General features: G+C 64.2%; 24 protein-coding genes and 2 pseudogenes. 8 read left to right on the top strand and 18 right to left on the bottom strand.

The window, feature by feature from the left end; genetic code table 11:
* Positions 1-26 precede the first annotated feature (26 nt).
* Positions 27-488 carry a preQ(1) synthase gene (gene queF, locus ACIU1A_RS08210; protein ID WP_140515582.1) on the top strand — a complete coding sequence of 154 codons (462 nt, stop codon included), beginning with the start codon at positions 27-29 and terminating at the stop codon, positions 486-488.
* Positions 489-497: 9 nt separating this feature from the next.
* On the opposite strand, the gene ACIU1A_RS08205 is transcribed toward queF, so the two are convergent.
* The 5 genes and pseudogenes from ACIU1A_RS08205 to ACIU1A_RS08185 all read right to left on the bottom strand — a co-directional run bounded on the left by ACIU1A_RS08205 (position 498) and on the right by ACIU1A_RS08185 (position 7,060).
* Positions 498-1,103 (bottom strand): hypothetical protein, encoded by a 606-nt coding sequence (locus ACIU1A_RS08205; protein WP_140560535.1) that lies wholly within the window; start codon positions 1,101-1,103, stop codon positions 498-500.
* Between the two features lie 4 nt (positions 1,104-1,107).
* Positions 1,108-1,587: a DUF3828 domain-containing protein gene (locus ACIU1A_RS08200; RefSeq protein ID WP_140650049.1), complete on the bottom strand. Its 480-nt coding sequence runs from the start codon at positions 1,585-1,587 to the stop codon at positions 1,108-1,110.
* Positions 1,588-1,727: 140 nt separating this feature from the next.
* Positions 1,728-3,709, bottom strand: a pseudogene (locus ACIU1A_RS08195) (FAD-dependent oxidoreductase).
* A gap of 115 nt (positions 3,710-3,824) precedes the next feature.
* Positions 3,825-5,473: pseudogene (locus tag ACIU1A_RS08190) on the bottom strand (ABC transporter substrate-binding protein).
* A 39-nt stretch (positions 5,474-5,512) separates the two neighbouring features.
* Entirely contained in the window at positions 5,513-7,060 is a 1,548-nt protein-coding gene (locus tag ACIU1A_RS08185; RefSeq protein ID WP_404927048.1) for a trimethylamine methyltransferase family protein, read from the bottom strand.
* 92 nt (positions 7,061-7,152) lie between these two features.
* Between ACIU1A_RS08185 and ACIU1A_RS08180 the strand changes: the two genes are divergently transcribed.
* Together ACIU1A_RS08180 and mutL are read left to right on the top strand one after the other, a co-directional pair.
* Complete coding sequence (locus ACIU1A_RS08180) at positions 7,153-8,055, top strand: LysR substrate-binding domain-containing protein (protein WP_140515572.1); 903 nt, start codon at positions 7,153-7,155, stop codon at positions 8,053-8,055.
* Between the two features lie 67 nt (positions 8,056-8,122).
* Positions 8,123-10,000, top strand: a complete 1,878-nt coding sequence (gene mutL / locus ACIU1A_RS08175; RefSeq protein ID WP_404927047.1) for a DNA mismatch repair endonuclease MutL — start codon at positions 8,123-8,125, stop codon at positions 9,998-10,000.
* A 37-nt stretch (positions 10,001-10,037) separates the two neighbouring features.
* Here the strand turns inward: mutL and ACIU1A_RS08170 are convergent, their stop codons facing one another.
* Together ACIU1A_RS08170 and ACIU1A_RS08165 are read right to left on the bottom strand one after the other, a co-directional pair.
* Complete coding sequence (locus ACIU1A_RS08170; protein ID WP_404927046.1) at positions 10,038-10,781, bottom strand: hypothetical protein; 744 nt, start codon at positions 10,779-10,781, stop codon at positions 10,038-10,040.
* A 132-nt stretch (positions 10,782-10,913) separates the two neighbouring features.
* The gene (locus tag ACIU1A_RS08165) at positions 10,914-11,807 is read right to left on the bottom strand and encodes a DMT family transporter (protein ID WP_140521678.1); all 894 of its coding nucleotides are present in this window, start codon (positions 11,805-11,807) and stop codon (positions 10,914-10,916) included.
* A gap of 93 nt (positions 11,808-11,900) precedes the next feature.
* Between ACIU1A_RS08165 and ACIU1A_RS08160 the strand changes: the two genes are divergently transcribed.
* Positions 11,901-12,827 (top strand): LysR family transcriptional regulator, encoded by a 927-nt coding sequence (locus ACIU1A_RS08160; RefSeq protein WP_404927045.1) that lies wholly within the window; start codon positions 11,901-11,903, stop codon positions 12,825-12,827.
* A 3-nt stretch (positions 12,828-12,830) separates the two neighbouring features.
* Here the strand turns inward: ACIU1A_RS08160 and ACIU1A_RS08155 are convergent, their stop codons facing one another.
* Positions 12,831-13,379 (bottom strand): hypothetical protein, encoded by a 549-nt coding sequence (locus tag ACIU1A_RS08155; protein ID WP_404927044.1) that lies wholly within the window; start codon positions 13,377-13,379, stop codon positions 12,831-12,833.
* A gap of 172 nt (positions 13,380-13,551) precedes the next feature.
* Between ACIU1A_RS08155 and ACIU1A_RS08150 the strand changes: the two genes are divergently transcribed.
* Positions 13,552-13,785: a DUF2093 domain-containing protein gene (locus ACIU1A_RS08150; protein WP_140494196.1), complete on the top strand. Its 234-nt coding sequence runs from the start codon at positions 13,552-13,554 to the stop codon at positions 13,783-13,785.
* Between the two features lie 92 nt (positions 13,786-13,877).
* Here the strand turns inward: ACIU1A_RS08150 and lpxK are convergent, their stop codons facing one another.
* The 6 genes from lpxK to ACIU1A_RS08120 form a co-directional block, all read right to left on the bottom strand.
* Positions 13,878-14,909: a tetraacyldisaccharide 4'-kinase gene (lpxK, locus tag ACIU1A_RS08145; protein WP_404927043.1), complete on the bottom strand. Its 1,032-nt coding sequence runs from the start codon at positions 14,907-14,909 to the stop codon at positions 13,878-13,880.
* Between the two features lies 1 nt (position 14,910).
* On the bottom strand, positions 14,911-16,227 hold the full coding sequence (waaA, locus tag ACIU1A_RS08140) for a lipid IV(A) 3-deoxy-D-manno-octulosonic acid transferase (RefSeq protein ID WP_404927042.1): 1,317 nt from the start codon (positions 16,225-16,227) through the stop codon (positions 14,911-14,913).
* On the bottom strand, positions 16,224-17,015 hold the full coding sequence (locus ACIU1A_RS08135) for a lysophospholipid acyltransferase family protein (protein ID WP_140521674.1): 792 nt from the start codon (positions 17,013-17,015) through the stop codon (positions 16,224-16,226). Before ACIU1A_RS08135 ends, waaA begins: the two co-directional genes overlap by 4 nt.
* A gap of 5 nt (positions 17,016-17,020) precedes the next feature.
* Positions 17,021-17,266: a DUF4170 domain-containing protein gene (locus ACIU1A_RS08130; protein WP_140494203.1), complete on the bottom strand. Its 246-nt coding sequence runs from the start codon at positions 17,264-17,266 to the stop codon at positions 17,021-17,023.
* A 76-nt stretch (positions 17,267-17,342) separates the two neighbouring features.
* Positions 17,343-18,146, bottom strand: a complete 804-nt coding sequence (locus ACIU1A_RS08125; RefSeq protein ID WP_140583786.1) for a 3'(2'),5'-bisphosphate nucleotidase CysQ — start codon at positions 18,144-18,146, stop codon at positions 17,343-17,345.
* Entirely contained in the window at positions 18,133-19,476 is a 1,344-nt protein-coding gene (locus tag ACIU1A_RS08120) for a TldD/PmbA family protein (protein ID WP_404927041.1), read from the bottom strand. The genes ACIU1A_RS08125 and ACIU1A_RS08120 overlap by 14 nt, the downstream gene beginning before the upstream one ends.
* A gap of 157 nt (positions 19,477-19,633) precedes the next feature.
* Between ACIU1A_RS08120 and ACIU1A_RS08115 the strand changes: the two genes are divergently transcribed.
* A complete protein-coding gene (locus ACIU1A_RS08115; RefSeq protein WP_140521668.1) occupies positions 19,634-20,050 on the top strand; it encodes a VOC family protein in 417 nt (138 codons plus the stop codon).
* A 26-nt stretch (positions 20,051-20,076) separates the two neighbouring features.
* On the opposite strand, the gene epmA is transcribed toward ACIU1A_RS08115, so the two are convergent.
* Positions 20,077-21,123 (bottom strand): EF-P lysine aminoacylase EpmA, encoded by a 1,047-nt coding sequence (epmA, locus tag ACIU1A_RS08110; protein ID WP_140515560.1) that lies wholly within the window; start codon positions 21,121-21,123, stop codon positions 20,077-20,079.
* Between the two features lie 123 nt (positions 21,124-21,246).
* Between epmA and efp the strand changes: the two genes are divergently transcribed.
* On the top strand, positions 21,247-21,816 hold the full coding sequence (gene efp, locus ACIU1A_RS08105) for an elongation factor P (protein ID WP_140494213.1): 570 nt from the start codon (positions 21,247-21,249) through the stop codon (positions 21,814-21,816).
* A 190-nt stretch (positions 21,817-22,006) separates the two neighbouring features.
* Complete coding sequence (locus ACIU1A_RS08100) at positions 22,007-22,549, top strand: dihydrofolate reductase family protein (RefSeq protein WP_404927040.1); 543 nt, start codon at positions 22,007-22,009, stop codon at positions 22,547-22,549.
* Positions 22,550-22,646: 97 nt separating this feature from the next.
* Here the strand turns inward: ACIU1A_RS08100 and ACIU1A_RS08095 are convergent, their stop codons facing one another.
* The 3 genes from ACIU1A_RS08095 to ACIU1A_RS08085 are packed head-to-tail and all read right to left on the bottom strand — an operon-like array spanning position 22,647 to position 26,274.
* On the bottom strand, positions 22,647-23,516 hold the full coding sequence (locus tag ACIU1A_RS08095) for a patatin-like phospholipase family protein (protein ID WP_140521662.1): 870 nt from the start codon (positions 23,514-23,516) through the stop codon (positions 22,647-22,649).
* Positions 23,513-24,889 carry a M16 family metallopeptidase gene (locus ACIU1A_RS08090; RefSeq protein WP_404927879.1) on the bottom strand — a complete coding sequence of 459 codons (1,377 nt, stop codon included), beginning with the start codon at positions 24,887-24,889 and terminating at the stop codon, positions 23,513-23,515. Before ACIU1A_RS08090 ends, ACIU1A_RS08095 begins: the two co-directional genes overlap by 4 nt.
* Positions 24,890-24,891: 2 nt before the next feature.
* Positions 24,892-26,274, bottom strand: a complete 1,383-nt coding sequence (locus ACIU1A_RS08085; protein ID WP_140557097.1) for a pitrilysin family protein — start codon at positions 26,272-26,274, stop codon at positions 24,892-24,894.
* Positions 26,275-26,355: the final 81 nt, after the last annotated feature.

The raw sequence follows: 26,355 nt of genomic DNA, 5'->3' as shown, positions 1-26,355 counted from the left end.
GGCGACAGGCAGGCAAGGAGCCGTCCATGATCGATACCAAAACCCTCACCCAGCTCGGCGCGCATGTCGAGACGCCACAGAGCCCGGAAGCGGCGGTCCTGGAAACCGTGCCGTTTTCGCGCGGCGACGGCCCGCCGGCCATCGTGCGCTTCACCTGCCCGGAATTCACCTCGCTGTGCCCGGTCACCGGCCAGCCTGATTTCGCCCACATCGTCATCGACTACGCACCCGACGCTGCTCTGGTGGAATCGAAGTCGCTCAAGCTGTTCATGACCTCGTTTCGCAATCATGGTGCTTTCCATGAGGATTGCACCGTCATGATCGGCCGCCGCATCGTGGCGGCAACGAGCCCGCTATGGTTGCGCATCGGCGGCTATTGGTATCCACGCGGCGGCATTCCGATCGACGTGTTCTGGCAGACGGGCGCACCGCCGGAAGGCGCCTGGCTGCCCGAGACCGGAGTGGCGCCCTATCGCGGGCGAGGCTAGCTCGAACCATCATTCGCATTGGTACTGGCTGAGCGCCCATTCACCGGTCACCGATAGCAGGTCCGATATCTTCCATTCGCCGTCGACCCTTTTGAACTTCCACTCAAGGCGGTGCGGGTTGCCGGCGACGACGAAGGCGACGATGACCTTGGCCTGGTCGCCATTGATCGCCTCGAGCGTCTTCAGGCTCTTGTCGATCTCGGCCTTATCATAGTCGGCATTGTCGAGCGCCATGTTGGGGTCGAGGCACTCGCCCTGCCCGGATTTGCGCAGCGCATCGCTCTTGTCGAGCACCGTTTTCGCCGGATCGACGAAATGGCGGCGCTGCGACGGATCGACCTCCAAGCCGACCTGATCGTAGAATGGCCGGACCACCGCTGTCGGCGAGCCCGGCTGAATTGGGGCGGCAGGTTCGCTCGGCGAGGCAGCCGGTGGTGTTGCCGGCTCGGCGGCTGCGCGAGGTGCAGGCGCTGGCGGCGACCCGTTGTCGTCGGGCGCGGTGGCCGCCGGAGCGTTTGCCGGCGGCGCGCCGAGCAGCCCCTGCGCGGCGCCGCCACTCAAGTCCGCCGCCATAATGCACACGGCCGACAGTGCCAGGAACCGGCGGCGGGCCATCGGATCACTCCGGATCTTGGCCCGCCAGGCATTCGAGCTGGCTCAGCGTCCAATCGCTGGTCTTCGATGCGATGTCCGATATCCTCCACTTGCCGTCGATCTTCTTCAGCGACCAATGCATTTCGCGTTGTGCATCGTCTCCTTCGGGAAAGAGGCTGAAGCTCGCCACCACCTGGGCAGTATCGCCATCCACCATCTCGGACACTTTCAGGGTCTTGGAGACGGTCTTCTGGTCGAAATCCTGCGCATCGAGGCCCGGATCGAAATCGATGCAGGCGACCTGGTCCGGATTCTTCCTCGTTGCCTGATCGTTGAGGTCGAACAGTCTCGTCACCGGCTCGGTGAAGCGATCCCGGTATTTTGCGTCGGCCTCGAACTTGACATCCGGAACATAGAAGAATTTCACGGCGTCCGACGCCGGACCGGCCAGGGCGACAGCGGGAAAGGCCGTCGAAAGGGCGGCAAGGAGCACTGTCAGTCTCATGCAGAATCTCCGGCTTTTGATGGCTTGGCGCAATCCAGTAGCACGCATCCTGCATATCGGCTTTTTTGCGGCTCATGAAGCCCGCGGCCGCGTCGCGGCCGATGCAGGTCATCCGACAGTCGTGCGTGCCAAGACTGCGATCAGAGACCAAGCGCCACCTTGCGGCCATCATGGATGGCAAAAGCCGCCTGCCTTGAGGCGGTACAATCACCAATCGACGTGTGGGCAATTTTGCGCCTGTCGAGTTCGACGGAAAGCATGTCGGCTGCCATATTCGTCGTGGCGAAGACCAGCGCATCGGCTTCGACGTCCTGCTCGGTTCCGTCGAGCAGGGAAGCGACCCTGGCGGCCTTCCCGTCCCAATGAACGATGGCGCTCTCGGTCAAAAACCGCACCCGCAGCCTGGCGAGTGCGCGGCGCAGCGGCGCGTCGACTGCCATTCGCTGAAGCTCTTTGCCAACCAGGGCGTCAGGTGTCACAAGCGTCACATTGTGACCGTCCTCGGCGATTTTCCATGCGGTGCCACACCCTTTCCAATTGCCGCCATCGTCGAGCAAGATAACATTTTTGCCTGGTCTCGCCTCACGGGCCATCACGGCTTCGGCCGAGAGAACCAGCCCGCCGCCCGGGATGCTTTCCCACTGCGGCAATGCCCGTTGGAAAGCGCCGTCTGACGGCATCGAGCCGGTTGCGATGATGACGTGGTCCGCGCCTTCGCGCTCGACATCCTCCACCTCGACATATTGTCCGTACCGGACGTCGACCTGAAGCTGGCTGAGCTGGCGCTGGTACCAGTCGATCAGATCCAGAATCTGGGCGCGGCGCGGTTGCAGCCCCGCAAGGCGGAACTGCCCCCCAAGACGGTCGGAAGCCTCGGCCAGCGTGACACGGTGACCGCGTTCGGCTGCTACACGCGCCGCTTCGAGGCCGGCGGGACCGCCGCCGACGACCAGTACGCGCTTGGGTTGGCTAGCCGGGGCGAAGCGATCTCCGCCCCATTCCCATTCCCGCCCCGCCGAGGGATTGATGACGCAGCTGATCCAGTAGTCGCGGCTGCGTCGGCCCCAACACATCTGGTTGCAGGACAGGCACCCGCGAATGTCTTCCGGCCGTCCGGCGGCGGCCTTTGCAGCCAGGTGCGGATCGGCGATCTGCCCCCGCACGATGGAAACCAGATCAGCGTGGCCTTCGCTCAGCACACTTTCGGCATTCTGCGGCGTACGGATGTGACTCTCGGCGGTGACCAACGCGTGGCGCACGGTGGATTTGAGCACGGACGCCAGGTCGGCGCCGAGCTTTTCCGGATAAACAAAGGTCGGGATGATTTTGTAGAAATCGAAGTAGGAGCCCGTTCCACAAGTCACATAATCCATCAAAGAATCGCGGTCGTGGAGGTCGATTATCTCGGCCAATGCTTCGCGCTTCAGCGCCACTTCGACTTCCGGTTCGTCGTTGACCGCAAGGCCGATGATGAAATCATCGCCGCATTCCCGGCGAATTCTGCTCATCACCTCACGGCTCATCCGGGTGCGATTTTGAAGGCTGCCGCCCCACCGGTCGTCGCGGCGATTCGACCAGGGCGTCCAGAACTGGTCCAGCATCGAATGATACGCCGCCCAGACCTCGACGCCGTCGAAACCGGCCTCGCGGCAACGGCGCGCCGCCTGCACGAAACCGTCGATCGTTTCTTCGATCTCGGCTTCGGACATTCGATGCGAACCGTCAGAGTCGTGATAACTCGGCAGTCCGGAAGGGGACCAGCCGGCATGGAACGAGTTGTCCGCGTCCGCGTGCTGACCGACATGATAGAGCTGCTGGATGGCGACGGCGCCGTTGCCGCGGATCGCTTCCGTCACTTTGCGGAAATGGGGGATCACGCTGTCGTCGGAAGGACGGAAGTTGCCGCGGGTAGAATCCCGGCCCGGTGCACCGGCATCGGCTCGACGACGATCATGCCCGCGCCGCCGATAGCGCGTTCGGCATAATAGCCGACATGCCGTTCTGTCGGCAGTCCCTCTACCGCCATGTTCGCGGTATGGGCTCCGAACACGATCCTGTTGCGTAAGGTCTTGCCGCGCAGAGCAATCGGCGTGAACAACCGGTTGAAGACCTGCCCAGACATGTACCGCTCCTCAAAAGCCCTAGCGGCAGCACCCGAGCGCCAGCGCCCGCAGCCATAATCGATTTGCCGGACAGCCGGCACCTGAAAGGGTGCCGGCATTCGCCAACCATTGCAGCTAGGCGTCCAGCCAGACGTTCTGGAGGTCCATTTCAAAAGTCTGGTGGACGCCGTAGTTCTTCACCTTCTTGCTCGTATGACTGTAGAGCTTCTGCCAGAACGGCTGGATGATGACGCCGGAATCCTGCAGGATCTGCTCGACATCCTTCATCACCTCCTTGCGCTTGGCGACGTCGATCAGCGATAGCGCCTGCTTGAGCTTGGCGTCGAAATCGGGATCGAATACGCCGATTCATTCCAGGCCTCGCCGGTGCGATAGCCGAGCGCCAGCACCTGGACGCCGAGCGGGCGCATGTACCAGATCGTCATCGAATAGGGATATTTCGTCCAGTCGTTCCAGAACGTCGAGCCCGGCAGCACCGTCCGTTTCACCTTGATTCCGGCCTCGCGCAGCTGGCCCGCGATGGCATCGCCGGTGTTCTTCTGCCAATCATCCTCGATGGTGATCAGCTCATGCTCGAAGTCGGCCTGACCCGCCTCCGCCATCAGCTTCTTGGCGCCGGCGGCATCACGCTCCTTCTTGGGCAGTGGGTAATATTCCGGATGGATGGGGCTGACATGGTGGTTTTCGCCGACCGTGCCGCGACCGCTATAGCCAAGCTGCAGCACCGCGTTGTTGTCGACCGCCATCTGGAGCGCGTTGCGAACACGCTTGTCATCATAGGGTTTGTGCGTGACGTTGGTGCGCGCAACCAGGGTGGTCGCGGTCGCCACCTCCGATTTCTCCAGCCCCATCTTGTCGAGGATGTCGATAAAATCGGCGGGCGACTCGAAATTGAGGTCGATTTCGCCGGAATCGAAGGCATTCACCGTGGCGTTGAAGTCGGTGCCGTAGTCGATGAATTCGACGCCGTCGAGCGGAGCTTCGCCGCCCCACCATTTGCCGTTCTCGCGGCGCTTGACGACAGCCTTCTGGCCAACATCGTAAGAGACCAGCTCGAAGGGTCCGGTGCCGATCGGCTTCTTGATCGGATCGGCGCCATCGGCATCGAAATTGCGGTGGACGACGAGCGCCGGATAGTCGGTGAAGTTCGGGATCAGCGAAATGTCGGGCTCGGAGAGCTTCAGCTTGACCGTGTTGTCGTCGATCTTGGTGATCGCGCCGTCCCTTGCCTTGCCGGTCTTGGCGTCGATCAGCGCGCCGACACGCGCGGCCATGGAGTTGCCGGCGACGCCCTTCTCGCACCAGCGCGTCACATTGTGCACCACATCATCGGCGTTGAAGGTATCGCCATTGTTCCAGGTGATGCCCTTGCGCACGTGCAGCGTATATTCGGTGGCGTCGTCGTTGATGTCCCAGCTTTCGAGCAGCACCGGCTCGAAGGTGAACTGCCTGGTATAGCGCACAAGCGGCTCCAGCCAGGTGCGCGAGATGTTGGCAAGCTCAACCCAGTCATAGGTGCGCGGATCCTTCTGCGCCTTCACCGACATCGAGACATGCAGCGTTCCGCCCTTCTTCGGCTCCTCGGCCAAGGCGTCCGTCGGCGCGGCAAGGCCGATCATGCCATAGGCCAGAGCCGTCGATGCCCCGAAGGCGCTTGCCAGCGCCAGGAATTCGCGCCGATCGATCCGACCCGCACGCGCCTCGTTGGCCATCTCCTCTATGGCGCTTGGAACACGATCACCATTGCTTTTGAAAAGCGTCATTTTTTCCTCCCTTGTGGTTCCCGTCAGATCTTCGTCCCGTCAGCTAACGCTGTCCGGCAGTTTCTCCTCGCGCAGCGCGATGAAATCCCTGAGACCGTCTGCAATACCCTCATCGAGCTTCGGCTCCTCATAATCGGCCAGCATGTTACGCGCTTTCTCGCGGCCGCGCGTGTCATGGTCCTTCGCCCCTTCGGCCTTCCACTGTTCATAGGAATTGAAATCCATGATGCTGGGCATGAAGAAGGCCCGCTCGAAATGCTCGAGCGTGTGCTGGGTGCCGAGAAAATGGCCCTGCGGCCCCACCTCGCGGATGGCGGCCATCGCTTCCTTGAAATCGTCGAACGGCAGCCCGCCGGCATATTTGTGCCAGCCGACGAGCTGTTCGCAATCGGTCGCGAACTTCGAATAGCCGCAGGTGAGACCCGCCTCGAGCCATCCGGCCGAGTGCCAGATGTAGTTGGCTCCGGCAAGGATGGCGGCATGCATGAGCATGTTCGCCTCGTAGCCGGCCTGGGCATCGTTCAGCTTCGAGCCGACATGGAAGCCGGACGTGCGCCACGGCAGCCCGTATTTCCGCGCCAGCGCGCCCATCAGATACATCATCTGCGCGGCCTCCGGCGTGCCGCCCATCGGAGCGCCGGTCTTCATGTCGACCGTGACCATGAACTGGCCGTAGATTTGAGGCGAGCCGGGACGCAGGAGCTGGGTGAACGCTACACCGGCAAGCGCCTCGGCATTGACCTGCGCCACCGCGCCCACGGCCGAGGCCGAGGTCGAGGCGCCGCAGAGCGCGAAGGGCGCCAGGATCAGCGGCTGATTGTGACGGGCATAGACCTTCATCGCATCCAGCATGGTGGCATCCCATACCAGCGGTGAATTGCAGTTGGTGATCGACACCAGCACAGGGTTGTCGCGCACGTAATCCTCACCGAACACGATGCCCGCCATCGCCATCGTGTCTTCCGCCCGATCCTTCGACGTCACGATGCCCATGAACGGCTTGTCGGAATGCTTCAGCGCCGAATGGATGATGTGGAGGTGACGCTTGGGCACCGCTATTTCCATCGGCTCGCAGATGATCGAGCTCGAGGAATGCAGGGCTGGCGCCATGTAGGCGAGCTTGTGGAAATTGTTGAGGTCGGCGAGCGTGCCGTAGCGCCTGACATTGTCGAGGTCACGCACATAAGGCGCGCCATACATCGGCACGAAGATGGAATTCTTTCCGCCCACGCGCACCGTACGCTCAGGGTTGCGCGCGTTGAGCGTGAACTCCGAGGGCACCTTCGAGACGAGCTCCATCAGCAAGGCCCGGTCGATCCGCACTCTTGTCTCGGAGACGTCCGCGCCGGCGGCCTTCCACATTTCGATGGCCTCATCGTCGCGGAACTCGCATCCGACGTCCTCCAGGATGGCGAGCGATTCCTGGTGTATGAGTTCCACTGCCTCGTCCGGCACCATCTGATAGACGGGGATTTGGCGGACCAGTGTCGGAAACGACGTTACCGGAGCTCCCCGCAGCGCCTTGCGCCCCAGGCGGCCGCCGGCTCGACGATTGGCGTGTTCGGTCACAGCGGCCGGTGCGTTCATGGCAACTCCATTCCTCTTATACCTCGCAGCCTAGACGCACAAAACAGGAATGTGACGCTGGAAAATCCTGATCTCTTGTATAAGCTCTGCTTATGCGAAACCTGCGCCACCTCCTGCCCTCGGCCGGCAGCCTGATCGTCTTCGAGGCGGCGGGCCGCCTGTCGAGCTTCACCGCCGCCGGGCGAGAGCTCGGCATGACCCAGGCCGCCGTTTCCTACGCGGTGCGCGGGCTGGAGGAACAGCTCGGCGCCAAGCTGTTCCAGCGCCGTCACCGGCAGGTCAGCCTGACGGAGGCCGGCGAGCGTTTCCACGCCGACGTCTCGCTGGGCCTGTCCCACATCCGCAAGTCGGCGGAGGATCTGCGCCTGCAGGCGACCGGCGGCCACGTGACGCTTGCCGCCTCGACTGCGTTCGGCTCCTTCTGGATGATGCCGCGGCTGCAGCAGTTTCGCGACGAACTGCCGGGCATTGATCTGCGCATCCAGACCGCCGACCGCGACCTTGACATCATCGCAGAGGGCATCCCGCTTGCCGTGCGCGGCGGCGAACCGAGGGACTGGCAGGACTATCATTCGCTGCCGCTTGCCGACGAAGAGATCTTTCCCGTCGCCGGCACCAGCTACGCGGCGAAGTTCGGCCTGCCCAAATCGGTCGCGGAACTGGCCACGCACCGTCTCATCCATCTCGAGGAGCCCTATCGGGAGGCGGCGAGCTGGAATGAGTGGTTCGAATCGGCCGGCGCCCGTCTCGGCGATACCGCGCGCGGCCTGCGCATCAACGACTACGGGCTGGTAATCCAGGGCGTCATGGAAGGGCAAGGCATCGCGCTCGGCTGGCGCCACCTTGCCGAGCGGATGCTGGCGACGGGACTGCTGGTGCCGGTGACGGACCATGTGCTCAGGACCGGCAAGGCGTTCTATGTCATCTGGCCGAGGAACCGGGAGCTTAGCGAGAATGCCCGCAAGGTACGGGATTGGCTGGCAGCGCAAGCGTGAGGTCGTTCACTGTTTTCACCGTACTTCACCCTCGCCCGCTCGGCACGAATCCGCCTATACTGTCATCATGCCCATACGCCAGCTTTCCGAAACGATGATCAACCAGATCGCCGCCGGCGAAGTCATCGAGCGTCCGGCAAGCGTGGTGAAGGAACTGGTCGAGAACGCGCTTGATGCCGGTGCGGGAAAGGTCGAGGTCGTCACATCAGGCGGCGGATTGAACCTGATCCGTGTCACCGATGACGGCTTCGGCATCCCCGAACAGGAGCTTTCGCTGGCGATTGCACGCCATTGCACCTCCAAGCTTGCCGAAGACATCCACGACATCCGCTCGCTCGGTTTTCGAGGCGAGGCGCTGCCGTCGATCGGCTCGGTGTCGCGGCTGTCGATCCGCTCGCGCACGGCGGCAAGCGACAGCGCCGCCGAGATCGGCATCGAGGGCGGCAGGATCTCGCCCGTCAGGCCGGCGGCGGCCAATCGCGGCACCACAGTGGAGGTGCGCGACCTTTTCTTCGCAACCCCGGCAAGGCTGAAATTCATGAAAGGCGAGCGCGCCGAAAGCTCGGCGACCAGCGACGTGGTCAAGCGCATCGCGATCGCCTTTCCGACCGTTCGCTTCACGCTCAGCGGTTCCGACCGCTCGACGCTTGAATTGCCGGCGACCGATGACAGCGCGGACGGACGCCTGCGCCGCATCGCCCAGGTGATGGGGGCCGAGTTTCCCGACAATTCCATTGCCATCGATGCGATGCGCGAAGGCGTGCATCTGACCGGCCATGTATCGATCCCGTCCTTCACCCGCGCAAACGCGCTGCAGCAATATGCCTATGTTAATGGCCGGCCAGTGCGCGACAAGCTGATCGCCGGCGCTATCAGAGGCGCCTTCGCCGACGTCCTGCCACGCGACCGCCATGCGGTCACGGTGCTTTTCCTGACACTCGACCCGGCGATCGTCGACGTCAATGTCCACCCAGCCAAGGCCGATGTCCGCTTCCGCGACCCCGGCCTGGTCCGCGGGCTGATCGTCGGCGCCATCCGCCAGGCGCTTGCCGAAGCCGGCATCCGCGCCGCCACTTCCGGTGCCGCCGGCATGATGGCGGCGTTCCGGTCGGGAGCGGCGTCATACGCCCATGGCGGCCCGGCCAATGGTCACCGCAGCTACCAAGCGGCCTACCGCGCCTCGGGCTCTGCCGGTTTCGACCGCGCACGCTCGCCGCAACGGCCACTCGACATGGAGTTCCAGGGTTCAGGATTCGAACGAAACGGCGGGTTCGGCGAAAACGAGCAGGCGGCGTTCGATGCCGGCCCGATCGCCAGCGCCGACGCCCGGGCAGGACAGGGCGAAGCGGCGGAGACGCTGCTTGGCACGGTGCTCGGTGCGGCACGGGCGCAGGTGCATGAGAACTACATCGTCGCCCAGACCAGGGACTCACTTATCATCGTCGACCAGCATGCCGCGCATGAGCGGCTGGTCTACGAGGCGTTGAAGAACGCGCTGCACGCGCGCGCCGTGCCGTCGCAGATGCTGCTTCTGCCGGAGATCGTCGACCTGCCTGAAGAGGATGCCGAACGGCTCGCCACGCATTCCGAAACGCTCGCCCGCTTCGGGCTCGGCATCGAGCGTTTCGGGCCGGGCGCCGTGGCCGTGCGCGAGACACCGTCGATGCTGGGCGAGACCAACGTCCAGCAATTGGTGCGCGACCTCGCCGACGAGATCGCCGACAACGACACCGTCGACACTCTGAAGGAAAGGCTGGACAAAATCGCGGCGACCATGGCCTGCCATGGTTCGGTGCGTTCCGGCCGCCTGCTCAAGGCCGAGGAGATGAACGCGCTGCTGCGCCAGATGGAGGCCACGCCCGGCTCCGGCACCTGCAACCACGGCCGCCCGACCTATATCGAACTCAAGCTGGCGGACATCGAAAGGCTGTTCGGGCGGCGGTGAAGTTTGGCCCTATGTCGGCAAGGCCGGGCGCCATCGGTCACTTCTTTTGCTGGTATTTCCTGGCGGAACGATTGAAAATGTAATCCATCGTGTGTCCGTTGCCGCCGCCACGAAAGTTCACGGAGATGATGTCCTTGTGACGCTCCACCCATTTCTGGACGTTCATGTAGATAGGCGTCATCAACATGCCCGCATCGCAACCATCGTCATCGAAAGGGATTTGCTGGACGACCTTGCCGCTGGTCTTCTTGATGACCTGCATTTTCGTCATGCAAATCCCTGAACCGGTGTTTGTGTAAAGTCCGGCAAACCGGTCGGCAGCGGTCTCAGCCCAAAAGGGAATTTCGACAGTTCCGTCGAGTTTCGCCTCGCCCGTGTCGTCCAGGCTTGCAACCTTCTTCAGCGTGACCGGAAATTTGTCCGCGCCTTTGCGCCAGGTCCCTCTCGCACCGCTTTCGCCGATGTCGAGGGAAAGCGGGCAATTCGTGGTATCGACTGGTGTCTTCGATCCCATCACCATGATGCGTTCAAATTCCTGGTCGTCCGAAATCGCGCACAGCGAGAGCCTGGTGCCGCTGACCGTGCCGTAGAGCGCGATCGGACTCTGCCTAGCGTCGTAGAAATAACTTCCCTCGACCGTTATGCCGCTGCCGAAGCTGTCATATGTCTGAAGCGATAGATGAACGGGATCGGGTCCTATCGACCCTTCGTAGTTCTCCACGTGATACCAGCCGGCGACGGCCTTTTGGCTCAGCAGCAGCAAGCAGAAAAACGCGGCCACGAACGCTCTTCCCATCCCGATCCCCTCCATCAGCACAAATCAGGATAGCGCGCCTTAGCCCGTATCACAGGGGTTGCCGGTTGAAGCAGCGCCTTGTGGATTTGAGTCGGAAAACAGCCGCAACTCTCTGATTTATCGTTTCAAATTCACTACGATGACGCCCCCTAGCGCCAGCGCGCCGCCAAGCAGGCCGAGCAGCATCGGGACTTCGCCCAGCCAGAAGAAGCCGATCAGGGCGGACATGGGAGAGACCAGATAAAGGAAGTTCGAGGCACGCGCCGCAGGCAAGCGCGAAAGCGCCGTCGCCCAGGCGGCATAGGCGATCAGGCTCGGCACGACGCCGAGATAGATGACCGCCCCCAGCCCCGCCATATCGGCGACCGCCGCCTGCGAAAAAGCTGCCGGCAGGAAGGGCGCCAGGCAGAGCGCGCCGAGCACCATGTTCGAGGCCGCGATGGTCAGTGGATGGTGGCGGGCGAACAGCGGCTTCTGCACGATGGTGTTGACGGCCGAACAGAGCGCCGATCCCAGCACCAGAAGCGCACCCGTGTCGAAATGCAGGCCCTGTCCGTCGGCCATGGCGATAATGCCGATGCCGCTGAAGGAAATGGCGGTGCCGACCCAGGCCATCGTCGAGAATCGTTCGCCGAGCAGCGCCATCGCCATGATGGCGGTGAAGATCGGGCTGACATTGATGATGAATCCGGCAGCACCGGCCGAAACCGTCAGTTCGCCGAAATTGAGCATGGCGGTGTAGAGCGCGACGAAAACGGCGCCGCCAAAGGCCAGGCGCCACAACTCGCCTATGCGCGGCAGCGTCGGCCGCCTGACAGCAAGGAAGATCGCCGCAGGTACCGCGGCGATGGCAAAGCGCAGGGCGCCGAGTTCGAGCGGCCCGAACGCGGCGAGGCCAGCCCGGATCGCCGGAAAGGCGGAGGCCCAGCCAATCACCGTCAGCGCCACCGCTACGGCCGCGGTGGTGTCCATCCGCTGTGCTGGATTCAACGTGCTCGTCATCGCCCTCATCTCGTCGTCCTCCCGTTCTTTCGCCTCTCGATGAGGAGAAAACGCTTTTTCGGACCAATTGACAAACGACCAAATCGAGGGTCAGCTGTGACTATGGATCACAGCTTAGACGGCATCTTGCCGCTCGAGACACTGCGCGCCTTCGATGCAGCGGCACGCACGGGGAGTTTTTCGGCAGCCGCGCAGAGGCTCCACCTTACCCATGGCGCTGTCAGCCGGCAGATTGCCAAGCTGGAGGACTGGCTTGGCCTGAAGGTTTTCGAACGCGGGGCGCGCGGCGTGACGCTGACGAACGAAGGCAATCGCCTGCATCTCAGGACCACAGAAGCCTTCGCGTTGATCTCGGTCAATTCGGACCGTTGGGTTGAACCGCGCGGCACCGCAGTGGTGCGGCTGGCTTCGATCCCTTCGGTGAGCGGCTTGTGGCTGATGCCACGCATGGCGGCGCTTGAGAATGATCCCACCCGCCTGCGCATCGTGCTGGATGTCGATAACCGCCAGGCCGATCTCGCCGATGAAGGCATCGATCTGTCGGTGCGCTGCGGACGCGGCCGCATCCCAGGCCGCGTTTCGATGCAGTTGTTCGAGGAGTATCTGTTTCCGATCGCCTCGCCGAGCCTCGCGCCGGAGATCGGTGGCGGCGACCCGGCCCGGCTGCTCAAATTCCCGCTGATCAACGATTCCGACGCATCCGGCTGGCGCGCCTGGTTCGCCGCGCAGGACATGGATTACCGGCCGCGCCCGCAGGACCGCCGCTTCGAAGACTACAATCTGGTGCTCGATGCCGCCGCACACAGCCTGGGCATCGCGCTGGCACGCCCGCCGCTCACCGAACACCAGATACGGTCGGGGCGTGTCGTGGCCGTCGACGACCGCGTTGTGCTCAATCCCGTTTCCTACTGGCTCGATCGTCCTGCCGGGAGGCCCCGCGCCGCTGCCGCCGACCTGTCGCGCCGGATCGCGGCGCATGCCGGGGTGTCGGCGGAAAAGATCGAACACTTCATCGAAGCCGACACGTAGGTTTCAGCGAATGGCCAGCCAGGCAAATGCAATGAGCGCGGCAACCAGCAGCCCCATCGCAACCGAAGCTCGCCCGATACCGGCCGTGCCTTGTTTGCGACCCCCCGATGCGGCGTCACTTGGCTGGCCGGTCATGCGCCCCGGCACCACATTGTCGGCCGGCGCCTTTTGCACGACGGATACCCGCGGCGAGACGAACGCCGGCCACGAGAGCGGCGCGGGCCGGGCAGCGCCGCCGTCTTCGGCTCTTGTGACGGCCACTGGCACGCCGCGCTGAGCCTCGTCGCCTGGCGACGTCTGCTTGCGCGCCGCAATCTCGGAAACGGCCTTTCTGGCGGTGTCCATATCCGGCTCCATCGCCGCCTGATAGGCCCCGTACGATCTGCGGTGCGGCCAATTGCTGCGACGTCTCGCCGACGCGGGCGGCAGGGCCGCCAACGCTTCCAAGGCCGGTTGCGGGCGTAAGACCGGCAGCGGCGGTTGCATGGCCATCTTGACCAGCGCTGCCTTGAGCGCATCGGGTTTCGCCGACGGCACCGCCTGCGGCGTCATCGCCTCCTTGAGCAAGGAAGCCGGCCGAGCGGAAGAAATGTCCATCATGTCCCCACCAATGGTACTCTTCGGCTCATCAAATAGGATATCAGCATTGCCTCGAGCTTGTCCCATGCTTGACCTTGCCGGCAATTTGTGGCGATGAACTCGGCATGAAGCTCGGCACCAAAGCATGATGAACCGTTTCGAAGGCCCCGGCGGCAAGGAAGCCCGTATTCGCTATCTCGACGGCGACTTCCAGGTGACGAGCCCCGGCGCGTTCGTGCGCTGTGCCGTGACCGGCGAAAGCATTCCGCTCGACGAGCTGAAGTACTGGAGCGTCGAGAGGCAGGAGCCCTACATCAACGCCGCGGCCTCATTGCGCCGCGAGATCGAGGCGCATCCGGAATTGCGCAAGCGAAGCTGAGCAAATCCCGGAATGCGCAGCCGTTTCTGTCCGCCGTTGCGTAAAAACCAAGAAGCAGAGCGGGTCAGCGATTCCATCGAAGGCTGAACGCCTTAGCCCTTAAGCTTAAGCTTACGCTGGCGCCAGGCATCGAGCGTCTCCTCGATGATACGTTCGGGAACGTGGTCGAGCTCGAAGACCGCATCGATTTCCAGCACGTCGAGACGATCGAGAAAATCCTTCGAAGCGCCATGGCGCAGCCGGGCGGCGTCCTTGGCGGTGGTGATGAGGCCGAGCCCTTCGGCGCGCGCGGTGGCCGCCAGTTCGGCAAGCTCATCCTCGCCGTAGAAATGATGATCCGGAAACGGCCGCTTCAAAGCCACCTCGCCGCCGGCCTCCTCTACCGTGTCGAAGAATTTCTCGGGGTGGCCGATGCCGGCGAAGGCGAGATAGCGTTTGCCGGCGAGGCGTTCCTTGCCGCTCGGCTCGGTGTGAGCCTCGAAGATCGGCCGGCCGGCGCGCGCCGCCTGGCGCACCACCGCGTCGGCGGCGGTGCCGTCACCCATCTTCAACAACCCGCTGGTGAAGACCAGCTGATCGACGACCCTGGCCCTGAGCGGTCCACCCGGGATGACACGGCCGTTGCCAATGCCGTAGCGCGTGTCGACGACGACCAGCGCATAGTCGATATGGATGCGCGCGCTCTGGAAACCGTCATCCATGATCAGGAAATCGCAGCCATGATTTTCCATGAGCAGTCGGGCGCCGGCGGCGCGGTGCGGCGTCACTGCCACGGGCGCGTGTTCGGCCAGCAGCAGCGGCTCGTCACCGACATGCCTGGCGCTGTCGTGTTTGATGTTGACGATATGCGGCTCGGCGAAGGAGCCGCCATGGCCGCGCGAGAGGAAACCGGGTTTGAGCCGCATGCGCCTGGCGTGTTCGGCCATGGCGATCGCCACCGGGGTCTTGCCCGTCCCGCCGACGGTGAAATTGCCGATGCACAGAACCGGCGCTTCGATCTTCTCGCGTCTGGCCCGCCGCATGCCACGGCCGGCGACGAATGCATAGGCGGCCGACAGCGGCGACAGCGCGAAAACGCGCCAGTCCGGCTCCTCCCACCAGAACGGCGGTGCTTCGGAGGCCATTTTAGCGCCCGTTCGCGCCCTTCAGGCGCGCCTTGACGACCAGCGGCTGGATATAGGGCTCAAGCGACTTCAGCGTGCGCGCCAGCGCGCCGCGCATCTCATCGACGGTCGCGGCGCCGGCCGCCATCATCTCATGGCGCGCGACTTCGTTGGTGAGCAGGAAGTTGACCGCACCGGCCAGCATGTCGCGGTCGCGCACCAGCTTGGCGCCGCCGCTGTCGAGCAGGCGCTGGTAGGCCTCGCGGAAATTCTGCACGTTGCGTCCGGCAAGGACCGCCGTCTCGAGCATGGCTGGCTCGAGCGGGTTCTGGCCGCCTTCGGAGGTGAGCGAACGGCCGACAAAGGCGATCTCGGTCATCCTGAGATAGAGCCCCATCTCGCCGATCGTATCGCCGAGCAGGATGTCAACGTCGGGCCCGATCCTGTCGGCCTTGCTGCGCCGCGCGACCTTGAGGCCCATGCCGGAAATCTGCTCGGCCAGGGCCTCGGCGCGGTCGGGATGGCGCGGGACTACTATCGTCAGCAGGCCGTGGTGACGCTTGTGCAGCATCGCATGGACCTCGGCGGCAACCACTTCCTCGCCGTCATGGGTCGAGATCGCCGCCCAGGTCGGACGGCCGCCAATCTGCCGCTGCAAAGTGGCCAGCGCCCGTTCGTCGACGGGCGGCGGGTTGGTGTCGACCTTGAGATTGCCGGAAACGGTTACCGGCCGGGCGCCGAGCGCGCGGAAACGCTCGCCATCGACATCGGACTGGGCAACGACATGGGCAAGGTTCTCGAACAGCGCCTCGGCAATGTTGGGGCGCTTCTTCCAGGACGTGAAGGAGCGGTCGGACAGCCTGCCATTGACCAGAACCTGCGGCACGTGGCGGGCGCCAAGCTCGAGAATCGTCATCGGCCAGATCTCCGATTCGGCAATGATCGCCAGATCCGGCTTCCAATGGTCGAGGAAACGGCTGACCGCCGGCTTGAGGTCGAGCGGCACATACTGGTGGATGATGCGGTCGCCCAATCTCTCGTCGGCGACCTTGGCCGACGTTACCGTGCCGGTCGTCAGCACGATGTTGACCCCGTAGTCGAGTATGCTCTCGACCAGGGGAACGACAGCTATGGTTTCGCCGACGCTCGCGGCGTGGATCCAGATAACAGGCCCATCGGGGCGAGGCCGGCCGGCGACGCCGTAGCGTTCGCGGCGGCGGTTGCGGTCTTCCTTGCCGCGCGAGGTGCGCCAGGCAACATAGGGTCCGACCAGCGGATAGGCGACAGCGCCCGCCAAACGATATGCCGTCAGCATGGCACGCGCCCAGCGACCGCTCATCGCGGGGCATCCACGAGACGGTAGGCCTCGGCGGTCGCGGCATTGAGCGAGGCCGTCACTTCGAGGCGCTTGCGCTCCATCTCGGCGTCATCGGCATTGGCCGGCACGAAAACCGGTGTACCGATGATGATGGACGAGCGGCCGAACGGCAGGTTGATGGTCGTCTTGTCCCAGCTCTTCTCCAGCACCTTGCGGCGGCTGGTGGCAATGGCCGCCGGCAGGATCGGCCGGCCGGAGAGCCGCGCCAGGAGCACGATGCCAAGCCCCGCATCGCGCGGCGTGCCATGGGGGATGTCAGCGATCATGGCGACGTTCTTGCCGGCGACGAGCGACTTTTTCAGGGCGATCAGTGCCTTGGCGCCGCCCTTGTCGAGATGTTTGGCATTATCGCGCCCGCCGGAGCCGCGTACGGCCTCGATGCCGAATCTCTCGATCATCAGGGCGTTGAGTTCGGCATCGGCACTGCGCGACACCATGGCGACGAGCGGCCTGCCCTTGGGGTAGTAGGCCGGCGTCAACAGATGCTGGCCGTGCCAGAGCGCAATGATGCCGGGCTCGAACTGGGCATAGGCACCGCCGGTCAATTTCGCCGAGCCGTCGACGACGCGGTTGGTCAGGCGCACCAGCCGAACGAACTGCGCCAGCAGGCCGACGATGATGTTCTTGACGAATCGCGACTGCGCCAGCGGCTTGCGGATCCTGCGCCAGAAGGCCTTGGTGGCGCGGCTGCGGCCCCTGCCCGTCGGCGTAGCCTGGCCGGGCGGCGCTTTCGCCAGATCATTATCCATCGAAGTCAACCGACAGCCTTGTGGTCGGGGTCCAGGAGCCGATGCAGGTGCACGACGAAATAACGCATATGGGCATTGTCCACGCTGGCCTGCGCCTTGGCTTTCCATGCCGTATGGGCGGATTGATAGTCGGGATAGATGCCGACGATGTCGAGCGCGTCAAGATCGCGGAATTCGGTGCCGCCAAGCTTCTTCAGTTCGCCGCCGAACACCAGGTGCAAAAGCTGTTTCTTTCCGTCTTCCGCGGCCATTTCGGTCCTTCACATATTGTGAGTTTGTGACAGGTCTAGACCAAAGCCGCCGACTTTGGAACCTTCGATAATGCTTTCAATCATCCAGTCCGGCAATGACGCCCACGAGCACCGCCAGCAGTTCACCGCTGCCGGCGGCGAGCGCGCCGTGGCGGGTCACCTCGCCGGCATAGAGCGGCGCGCGGCCATGCGGGTCGAGCAACTGGCCGCCCGCCTCGCGCAGGATAAGGTCGGCGGCGGCGATATCCCAGTCGTGCGCGTTCGGCTTTACGAAAGTGGCATCGAGCGTGCCGTTGGCGATCATTGCCAGGCGATAGGCAAGCGAAGGGCTGTAGGGCGCCCGCTTCAGCCGTTCCTGCCAGCCGGCCGGTATCCTGTCGAGCAATTGCTTCAACCCCGAAATTTCGGCCTTGTCGCCGGGCTGGCGCACCGCGATGCGGCTACCGTTGCGGAATGCGCCCTGGCCGGGCAGCGCCCAGTAAGTCTCGTTGAGCGCCGGACATTCGAGCACGCCGGCAAGCGAGCGGCCATGCTCGACGACGGCGACGCTGACGCACCAGGTGCGCTGGCCTTCCAGGAAGCCCCGCGTGCCGTCGATCGGATCGACGACAAAGGTTCGGCGCGCCGAAAGCCGCACTGGATCGTCGACCGTCTCCTCGGACAGCCAGCCATAATCCGGCCGCGCCGCAAGCAGGGTCTGGCGCAAATACGCATCGGCGGCGTGATCGGCCTCACTGACCGGCGAGGTCCCGCCCTTCATCCAGACCTGCGGGCTGTTGCCGAAGTAACGCATGGCGATGACGCCGGCCTCGCGGGCAGCGTCGCGCAGCAGCGGCAGATCCTCCGTGGCGCCAGTCGTGGTCAGATCATGCTCCGGCAAGGGTCATGCCTTCGATCAGCAACGTGGGGGCGGCGGTGCCGAAATTGCGATCGAGATCGCTTGCCGGCACCATGTTGAGGAACATCGTCTTCAGGTTGGAGGCGATCGTGACTTCGGCGACGGGGTAGGCAAGCTGGCCGTTGTCGATCCAGAACCCGGAAGCGCCGCGGCTGTATTCGCCGGTCACCATGTCGACACCTTGCCCGAACACCTCGTTGACGTAGAAGCCCGTCTTGAGCGAGGCGATCAGTTCTTCCGGCGAGCGCTCGCCCGGCTCGATGGCAAGATTGGTCGAAGACGGCGAGACGGACGAGCCGCTGCGCGAACCGCGTCCATTGGTAACGAGACCCAGTTCCCGCGCCGCCGAGGTCGACAGGAACCAGTGGTTGAGCACACCGTTCTCGATCATCAAAAGCTTGTCGCCTTCGACGCCTTCGCCGTCGAACGGACGCGAGGCCTGGCCGCGCCGCCTCAGCGGCTCGTCGGTGACGGTAATGGCCGATGCAGCCACCTTTTTGCCCATCATGTCGCGCAGGAACGACGTCTTGCGCGCGACGGCAGCGCCGTTGATGGCGCCCGCGAGATGGCCGGCAATGCCGCGCGCCACGCGCGGATCGAACACCACGTCGACCGGTCCGGTCGCGGCCTTGCGCGCGCCGAGCCGGCGCACGGCGCGTTCCCCGGCCTTGCGGCCTATGTCTTCCGGCGCATCCAGGTCGGCAAAATGCTGGCGCGAGGAGAATTCATAATCGCGCTCCATGCCGGTACCCTCGCCGGCGATGACGCTCGTGGAGCGCGAGAAGCGCGAGGCGACATAATGGCCGAGGAAGCCGTGCGAGGTGGCCAATACCAGCCCTCCGAGCCCGGCGCTGGCATTGCTGCCCGCCGAATTGGTCACGCCTTTGACGGCCAGAGCCGCCGCTTCCGCGGCCAGTGCCGCTTCCTTCAACTGGTCAGCCGATACTTCTGTTGCATCGAACAGGTCGAGATCGCGCGTCTGCCTGGCCAGCAGCGCCGGATCCGCGAGGCCCTGGTTGGGATCTTCGGGAGAGACCCTGGCCATGGCGACGGCACGTTCGGCAAGCGCCTTCGGGTCGGACGCGGCAGTCGCGGAAACACTTGCCACCCGCTGGCCGACAAAGACACGCAGCGAAACGTCGTCGCCTTCCGAGGCCTCGGTGTTTTCGACCTTGCCCAGCCGCACCGACACACCGGTCGAGCGGCCACGCACCGCGACGGCATCCGCGGCATCGGCGCCAGCTTTTTTGGCAGCCTCGACCAGGGCCGCGACGCGGTCGGTCAATCTTGATGCGTCCGATATATCGCTCATACGCGTGATCCTGCTGTTGCGGCTGGCCTGGGAGCCGCCGTCCCCCATCTATTGTTCCGGTCCGGCTTGTGCAATGGCACAAGCTTCAATCAAAATGCATCGGTTCAGCCGCCCATCGCGAAGCGCGGCACCGCATCGCCAGCACGGAGCATTTCCAATGACGCCTTTCCATCTTGCCTTCCCGGTCCGTGATCTCGATGAAACACGCGCTTTCTATGGCGAGGTGCTGGGTTGCGCCATCGGCCGCTCTTCGGAGACCTGGGTCGATTTCGACCTGTTCGGCCACCAGATGTCGGCGCATCTGCGGCCACGGGCCGCGCCGGCCGCCAGTGACGGGAAGGTCGACGGCATGGCGGTGCCGATCCCGCATTTCGGCGCCGTGCTTTTGATGGATGACTGGCAGCGGCTTGCCACGCGGCTGGAAGCACGCGCCGACATAGACTGGCTGGAGCGGCCGATGATCCGCTTCAAGGGAGAGCCCGGCGAACAGGCGACGCTGTTCATCCGCGATCCCTCGGGCAACGCGCTGGAATTCAAGGGCTTTCGTTCGCTGGAGCAGATTTTCGCGCATTGACATGGTGCAAGCCGTGGCGCGCGGACTCAGGACCCGGCAACAGGCGTCCAGATCACATCCTCGATCTTTTGCGCGCCCGTGGCCAGCATCGCCAGCCTGTCGAAGCCGAGCGCGATGCCGCTGGCCTGTGGCATGACCGCGAGTGCCGCGAGAAAATCCTCGTCCAGCGGATAGCGCTCGCCATAGACGCGCTCTTTCTCGTCCATTTCCATGATGAAGCGCCGGCGCTGCTCCTCGGCGTCCGTCAACTCGCCGAAGCCGTTGGCAAGTTCGACGCCGCAGCAATAGAGCTCGAAGCGCTCGGCGACGCGGGGGTCGCGTGGGCTCGGTCGCGCCAGAGCCGCCTCGGCGACCGGGTACTCGCAAAGGATGGTCGCGCGGCCGATACCGAGATTGGGCTCGATCTTCTCCACCATCACCCGGCTGAACAGGTCGGCCCAGCCGTCGTCGGGCGCGGTACGCAGGCCGGCACCGGTCAGGGCCTGATGGAGCGAATCGCGGTCGGTGATGCCGTCGGCGCTGACCGTCGCAAGCAGATCGATCCCGGCATGGCGCGCGAAGGCGTCCGCCACCGTCAGCCGCTCCGGCTCCGCGAAAGGATCGCAGTCGCGGCCGCGAAAGCTGAAGCGCGTGGCCCCTGCCCTTGTCGCGGCCAGCGCCAGCAGATCCGCGCAATCCCGCATCAGGCTCTCATAGGTTTCGCCGACCCTGTACCATTCGAGCATGGTGAATTCGGGATGGTGCAAAGGGCCACGCTCGCGGTTGCGATAGACCGGGCCGAAGCTGAAGATCCTGGTCTCGCCGGCAGCGAGCAGCTTCTTGCAGGCGAATTCCGGCGACGTGTGCAGATAGAGCGGCTTGCGCTGCCCGTCCGGCGCGACCGCCTCGGTTGCGAAGGCCGCCAGATGCGCCTCGTTGCCGGGCGATATCTGCAGGGCCGATGCCTGCACCTCGATGAAATCGCGACGGGCGAACCAGTCGCGCAAGGCGGCGGCAAGGCCGTTGCGCAGCATCAGGCGCGAACGGCGATCGGCATGCACATGCGGCGTCCACCAGGGCGAAGCGGCGGTCATGGGCGGTTTGAAGGCGCGCTGGTTCGCGTTGGGGGCTGGCGGTTCGCGCCGAGATGCGCTAGGCCCCCATCCAGCGCCGCGCAAGCCGGCAAACGCCCGTCAACTCTCGCAGGATAAAAAACCGTGGTGAAAGTCATCGCCAGTTCGCTCCGCAAAGGCAATGTCGTCGACAAGGACGGCAAGCTTTATGTGATCCTCTTTGCCGAAAACATCCACCCAGGCAAGGGCACGCCCGTGACGCAGCTCGACATGCGCCGCATCGGCGACGGGGTGAAGGTTTCGGAACGCTACCGCACCACCGAACAGGTGGAGCGCGCCTATGTCGAGGAGCGCGAGCACACCTTCCTCTACGCCGACGGCGAAGGCTATCACTTCATGAACCCCGAGACCTACGACCAGGTGGCGGTGTCGGAAGCCGTCGTCGGCGATGCCGCCCCCTATTTGCAGGAAGGTATGCCGGTTCAGGTCTCGCAGTTCAACGGCATCGCCATCTCCCTGGTGCTGCCGCAGCGGGCCACCTTCGAAGTGGTCGAGACCGAGCCCACGACCAAGGGCCAGACGGCGTCCTCTTCCTACAAGCCCGCCCTGCTCTCCAACGGCGTGCGCACCGCCGTGCCGCCGCATATCGCGCCAGGCACCCGCGTGGTGGTGATGACGGCCGATGGGTCCTATGTGGAGCGCGCGAAGGACTGAGAGCACTGCGCCAGGCGTCGCCAGCTTCTCAGCCGGACCCTATTTTTAGCCGCTGACGATGATCGGCGGCATCGCCAATTGGCGCCGGCCGAGGCCGGCGCTGCCCGGGCAAACAACAAGCGCAGCGTTATTTCCAGAAGCGTGTCGCACAAAGCCATCATCGTTCGTCCTTGTGGAAAGGAGAACGCCAATGAGAAAGCTTATCGTCACCGAATTCATCAGCGTCGATGGCATCGCCGAAGTCGAGAAACTGCCTGGCGTGACCTGGAACGACGAGATGAACAGGTTCAAGGAGGACGAGCTGGCTGACAGCGGCGCCATGCTTTTGGGACGCACAACCTACGAGATTTTCGCCGGCTCGTGGCCGAGCGAAACCGGAGACTTCGCCGACCGGTTCAACGCGCTGCCGAAATACGTCGCGTCCAGCAATTTGAAGGTGCTCGACTGGAAACCGGCCGAGCTGCTCAGGGGGCCGCTGCCGGAGGCGGTCAGGACACTGAAGCTAGGTAGCGGCGGCAACATCTATGTGCATGGCAGCCTCAGCGTCGCGCAGGAACTGTTGCGCCATGGTCTGGTCGACCGCGTCAGGCTGCTGAGCTACCCCGGCACCGTCGGCCAAGGCAAAAAGCTGTTTCCGGCCGACGATCCGGTGTCGCTTGAGTTGATTTCCGTCAAGCCATTCAGCAACGGCGTGGTGGCGCTGGAGTATGCGCCGGTGCTGGCGAAATCGTAGTCGGTTAGAGTGCCCTTCTTCCAGAGAGGACTGGAGGGCGCCTGGTTTTCGGGATCAAAGCTATAGCGGTGACGTGAGGCAACGTGTGGACCTCGCGTCACCCGGTCTGCTTTCCCCGTCTTTGCTCGACGGCAGCACTTTCCCTAGCCTCCACCACCCTCTCCACCTCGCGCTTCAGCTGATCCTTGATGTCCGCCGTCTCGGTCATCAGGACCTCGATCTTGAGGAAGTCGAGCACGCGGTATTTGGACACCGCCGGGCGGATCAGGATGTCGGGCTGGCACTGCTTCAGCTTGTTGGCGATGATCGACTGCATCATCAATTGCGTGGCGCCGAACATCAGGTCGACGGAGGTCGGCCGCCTGTGGTCGGCCTCTTCCGGCGCGCCGACCACGTCGACGCCGATGATGATGTCGGCATCATCCTCGATCAGGTCGAAGGGCACGGGGTTGTAGATGCCGCCGTCGATCAGCAGCCGGCCGTCGCGCATCACCGGGCGGAACACGGCAGGAATGGCCGCTGAAGCCGCTAGCGCCGAATGCAGGTCGCCTTCGGCGAACACGGCCAGCTTGTGGCCGAAATAGTCCGTCGCCGTCACCTTCAGCGGGATTTTCAGCTCGGCGAAGGTTTCGGGAATGGCTTCGGGCAGGAAGGCCTTGAGGATGCGCTCGACATTGAACTGGCTGACGCGGATGCCGGCCTGCATGGCCTCGGCGATGGTGCCGGGCCGCGCCCGCCACATGCGGCTCGCCACCTCGGCGCGGCGGCCGAGGATCGAGCGTGCATAATCGTGGATGTCCTTGCCGGTCATGCCGGAGGCCATGCCGGCGCCCATGATGGCGCCGATGGACGAGCCGGCGATTGCGACCGGCCTGATGCCCAGTTCGTCCAGCGCCTCGATGACATGGATATGCGCCAGACCGCGCGCGCCGCCGCCGCCAAAGGCGATGCCGAAGGTGAGGTTCATCCCTTGTTGGCTCCGGCCAAGGGCGGTCCGACGACCATGATGGTCGGCTCGGCCGACAAAAGCTTCTTCGCCGCGGCCTTGACCTGGTCGAGTGTCACCGCGTTGATGAGGCCGGTGCGGCGCTGAATGTAATCGACGCCGAGGTCGTCGAGCTGCAGCTCGACCAGGGTCGCGGCGATGGCGCTGGAGGAGTCCAGGTTGTTGATGGCGTAGGCGCCGATCATGTATTTCTTGGTCGCCGCCAGTTCCGCGTCGGTCGGGCCGTCCTCGGCAAGCCGCTTGACCACGTCCCGCACGATGCCAAGGGTTTCGGCGGCCCGGTCCGATCGTGTGCCGGTGGTGACGATCAGAGCGTCGGCATGGTCCTGGTTGATGAGCGAGGAATTGACGCTGTAGGCCAGCCCGCGCTTCTCGCGCACCTCTTGGAACAGGCGCGAGGTGAAGGTGCCGCCGCCGAGAATCTCGTTCATCAGAACCGCGGGGAAGAAATCCGCCGCCTTGCGCTTCACGCCGGGCCAGGCAAGCTGCAGCGAGGTCTGCGGCAGGTCGTAGTCGACCTCGATATGCCGCGCCAGATTCGGCTCGACGTCGGCAACCGGCGCGAGCGCCTGGTTCTGCGGCAGGTTGCCGAACACCATGTCCAGTTTCTTCTTCAGCGTTTCCGGGTCGATGGCGCCGACCACCGCGACATGCAGTCCGCTCCGCGCGAAGACCGCCTTGTGCAGCGCCTTCAGATCGTCCCGCGTGATGGCGGCGATGCTCTGCCTGGTGCCCTGGTCGGAGCGCGAATAAGGATGATCGCCATAGAGCGCGCGCGCCCACCTGTCCTGCGCGATCGTATCGGGGTCGTTCTCTCCGGCGATGATGCCGGACAGGATCTGGGCGCCGATGCGATCGATCGGCGCCTGGTCGAAACGCGGCTCGTTGACCGCCAGCCGCAGCAGGTCGAACGCCTCGTCGCGCTGCTCGGCCAATATGCGCATGGAACCGTAGATGCCGTCGCGGGTCTCCTCGAAGCTCATCTCGGCGCCGGCGTCGTCGAGCTTCACCTGGAAGGCGTCGCTGTCCAGAGGGCCTGCGCCTTCGTCGAACAGACCGGTCATCAGGTTGGCCAGCCCTTCCTTATCCGGCGGATCCTGCGTCGAGCCGCCCCCAAAGACGAAACGGATGGCCACCATCGGCACCGAATAATCCTCGACGAGCCAGGCGGTGACGCCCTTAGGCGAGGTGACCTGCTGGATGTCCATGGCGCGGGCGGCAAGCGCCGGCAGGACCAGGAAGAAGATGGAAAGGAGCAAAGTGACAAGCGCTGCGCGTGCCCTCCCTTCTCCCCGTTTGGGAGACGGGAAAGAGCCGTGTTGCTCGCTCTTCATCATCAATTCCCCGCCTGTTGCTGCGGCAAGAGATAGCCGGTCGTCGACCGGGCCAGCACCAGATAGCGCGCGGCGACGGCCTTGATCTCGCCGGGAGTGATGTTGCGGATGCGCTCCGGCCATTGCTCGATGTCCTGCACATTGCCGCCGGTGGCAAGCTCGGCGCCATAGATATTGGCCATCGAATCCTGTTTGTCGCGGGCGAAAACCATCGAGCGGACATAGCGGTCCTTGGCCTTGTCCAGCTCCTTGACGGTGACGCCTTCCCTGGCGATGCGCACGACCTCCGCGTCGACGGCCGCCTCGACATCGACGAGCCTGGCGTCGCCGCGCGGCGTGCCATAGACGGTGAAGTTGGTGTCGTCCAGCATGGTGCCCTGGAAATAGGCCCCGGCGTTGGAAGCGATGCCTTGCCTGACCACCAGCGCCTGATACAGCCGGCTGCGGTTGCCGCCGCCCAGTATTTCCGCCAGCAGGTCGAGCGCCTCGGCTTCGCCGGGCTTGGCCGTGTGGTAGGACGGCACCACCCATTGGGTGGAGAAATTCGGCACGCTGACGCGGGCGTCGGACAGCGTCACCGTGCGCCTGGTGTTCTGCTCCGGCTCGACCGGGCGGACGCGCGGCGGCAGGTCGGGCCCGCGCGCGATCTTGCCGTAGGTTTTCTCGGCCAGAGCCTTGACCGTGTCGGGCTCGACGTCACCGGCCACGATCAGCACCGCGTTGTTGGGCTGGTAGTATTTGTTGTAGAAGGCGATGGCGTCGGTGCGGTTCAACTGCTCCATCTCCTGCATCCAGCCAATGACCGGAATTCGGTAGGGCTGGTTCTGCCACAGCGTGGCGTCGAGTTCCTCTTCGAGCACCGCCTCGGGACTGTTGTCGATGCGCGAACGGCGCTCCTCCAGGATGACGTCGCGCTCGGTCTTGATGACATCGTCGGTGAGGATGAGGTTGCGCATGCGGTCGGCCTCGAAGCTCATCATCAGCTCGAGCGCCGACGGCGCCACCGTCTCGTGGAAGGCGGTGTAGTCGTAGGAGGTGAAGGCATTGTTGGAGCCGCCTATGTCGGAGACGGCGCGGTCGAACTCGCCGGCGGCGTGATTGGCCGTCGCCTTGAACATCAGATGCTCGAAGAAATGGGCGATGCCGGATTTGCCTGGCGGCTCGTCGGCGCTGCCCACCTTATACCACACCATATGGGTGACGATCGGTGAGCGATGGTCGGGAATGACGACCACTTCCATGCCATTGTCGAGCAGAAAATCCGTTACCTTGAACTCGGCCGGCCGCTTGTCGGCGGCGAAGGTCGCCGGGGCCAGTCCGGCAATGACCAAAGCCAGCGATGTGGCCAAGAGCGTCTTGCGCAGCCATTCAGCCTGAAATGTCATCAATGGCTCCGGTTTCTCATGACGGACGATAGGCGGCGAGCCGATGTTGTGAAAGTGAATTGTTGATTACTGGCATGGCAC

Source organism: Mesorhizobium maamorense, from assembly GCF_044998965.1.
Lineage (GTDB): Bacteria > Pseudomonadota > Alphaproteobacteria > Rhizobiales > Rhizobiaceae > Mesorhizobium.
Note: the sequence above shows the minus strand (reverse complement) of the source record. Positions and strands in the feature narration are given on the sequence as shown.

What these genes read in the sequence shown, in the direction of transcription:
- queF (WP_140515582.1), top strand. Translation starts at nt 27, where the DNA reads ATGATCGATACCAAAACCCTCACCCAGCTCGGCGCGCATGTCGAGACG.
- ACIU1A_RS08205 (WP_140560535.1), bottom strand. Translation starts at nt 1,103, where the DNA reads ATGGCCCGCCGCCGGTTCCTGGCACTGTCGGCCGTGTGCATTATGGCG.
- ACIU1A_RS08200 (WP_140650049.1), bottom strand. Translation starts at nt 1,587, where the DNA reads ATGAGACTGACAGTGCTCCTTGCCGCCCTTTCGACGGCCTTTCCCGCT.
- ACIU1A_RS08185 (WP_404927048.1), bottom strand. Translation starts at nt 7,060, where the DNA reads ATGAACGCACCGGCCGCTGTGACCGAACACGCCAATCGTCGAGCCGGC.
- ACIU1A_RS08180 (WP_140515572.1), top strand. Translation starts at nt 7,153, where the DNA reads ATGCGAAACCTGCGCCACCTCCTGCCCTCGGCCGGCAGCCTGATCGTC.
- mutL (WP_404927047.1), top strand. Translation starts at nt 8,123, where the DNA reads ATGCCCATACGCCAGCTTTCCGAAACGATGATCAACCAGATCGCCGCC.
- ACIU1A_RS08165 (WP_140521678.1), bottom strand. Translation starts at nt 11,807, where the DNA reads ATGAGGGCGATGACGAGCACGTTGAATCCAGCACAGCGGATGGACACC.
- ACIU1A_RS08160 (WP_404927045.1), top strand. Translation starts at nt 11,901, where the DNA reads ATGGATCACAGCTTAGACGGCATCTTGCCGCTCGAGACACTGCGCGCC.
- ACIU1A_RS08155 (WP_404927044.1), bottom strand. Translation starts at nt 13,379, where the DNA reads ATGACGCCGCAGGCGGTGCCGTCGGCGAAACCCGATGCGCTCAAGGCA.
- ACIU1A_RS08150 (WP_140494196.1), top strand. Translation starts at nt 13,552, where the DNA reads ATGATGAACCGTTTCGAAGGCCCCGGCGGCAAGGAAGCCCGTATTCGC.
- lpxK (WP_404927043.1), bottom strand. Translation starts at nt 14,909, where the DNA reads ATGGCCTCCGAAGCACCGCCGTTCTGGTGGGAGGAGCCGGACTGGCGC.
- waaA (WP_404927042.1), bottom strand. Translation starts at nt 16,227, where the DNA reads ATGAGCGGTCGCTGGGCGCGTGCCATGCTGACGGCATATCGTTTGGCG.
- ACIU1A_RS08135 (WP_140521674.1), bottom strand. Translation starts at nt 17,015, where the DNA reads ATGGATAATGATCTGGCGAAAGCGCCGCCCGGCCAGGCTACGCCGACG.
- ACIU1A_RS08130 (WP_140494203.1), bottom strand. Translation starts at nt 17,266, where the DNA reads ATGGCCGCGGAAGACGGAAAGAAACAGCTTTTGCACCTGGTGTTCGGC.
- ACIU1A_RS08120 (WP_404927041.1), bottom strand. Translation starts at nt 19,476, where the DNA reads ATGAGCGATATATCGGACGCATCAAGATTGACCGACCGCGTCGCGGCC.
- ACIU1A_RS08115 (WP_140521668.1), top strand. Translation starts at nt 19,634, where the DNA reads ATGACGCCTTTCCATCTTGCCTTCCCGGTCCGTGATCTCGATGAAACA.
- epmA (WP_140515560.1), bottom strand. Translation starts at nt 21,123, where the DNA reads ATGACCGCCGCTTCGCCCTGGTGGACGCCGCATGTGCATGCCGATCGC.
- ACIU1A_RS08100 (WP_404927040.1), top strand. Translation starts at nt 22,007, where the DNA reads ATGAGAAAGCTTATCGTCACCGAATTCATCAGCGTCGATGGCATCGCC.
- ACIU1A_RS08095 (WP_140521662.1), bottom strand. Translation starts at nt 23,516, where the DNA reads ATGAACCTCACCTTCGGCATCGCCTTTGGCGGCGGCGGCGCGCGCGGT.
- ACIU1A_RS08090 (WP_404927879.1), bottom strand. Translation starts at nt 24,889, where the DNA reads ATGAAGAGCGAGCAACACGGCTCTTTCCCGTCTCCCAAACGGGGAGAA.
- ACIU1A_RS08085 (WP_140557097.1), bottom strand. Translation starts at nt 26,274, where the DNA reads ATGACATTTCAGGCTGAATGGCTGCGCAAGACGCTCTTGGCCACATCG.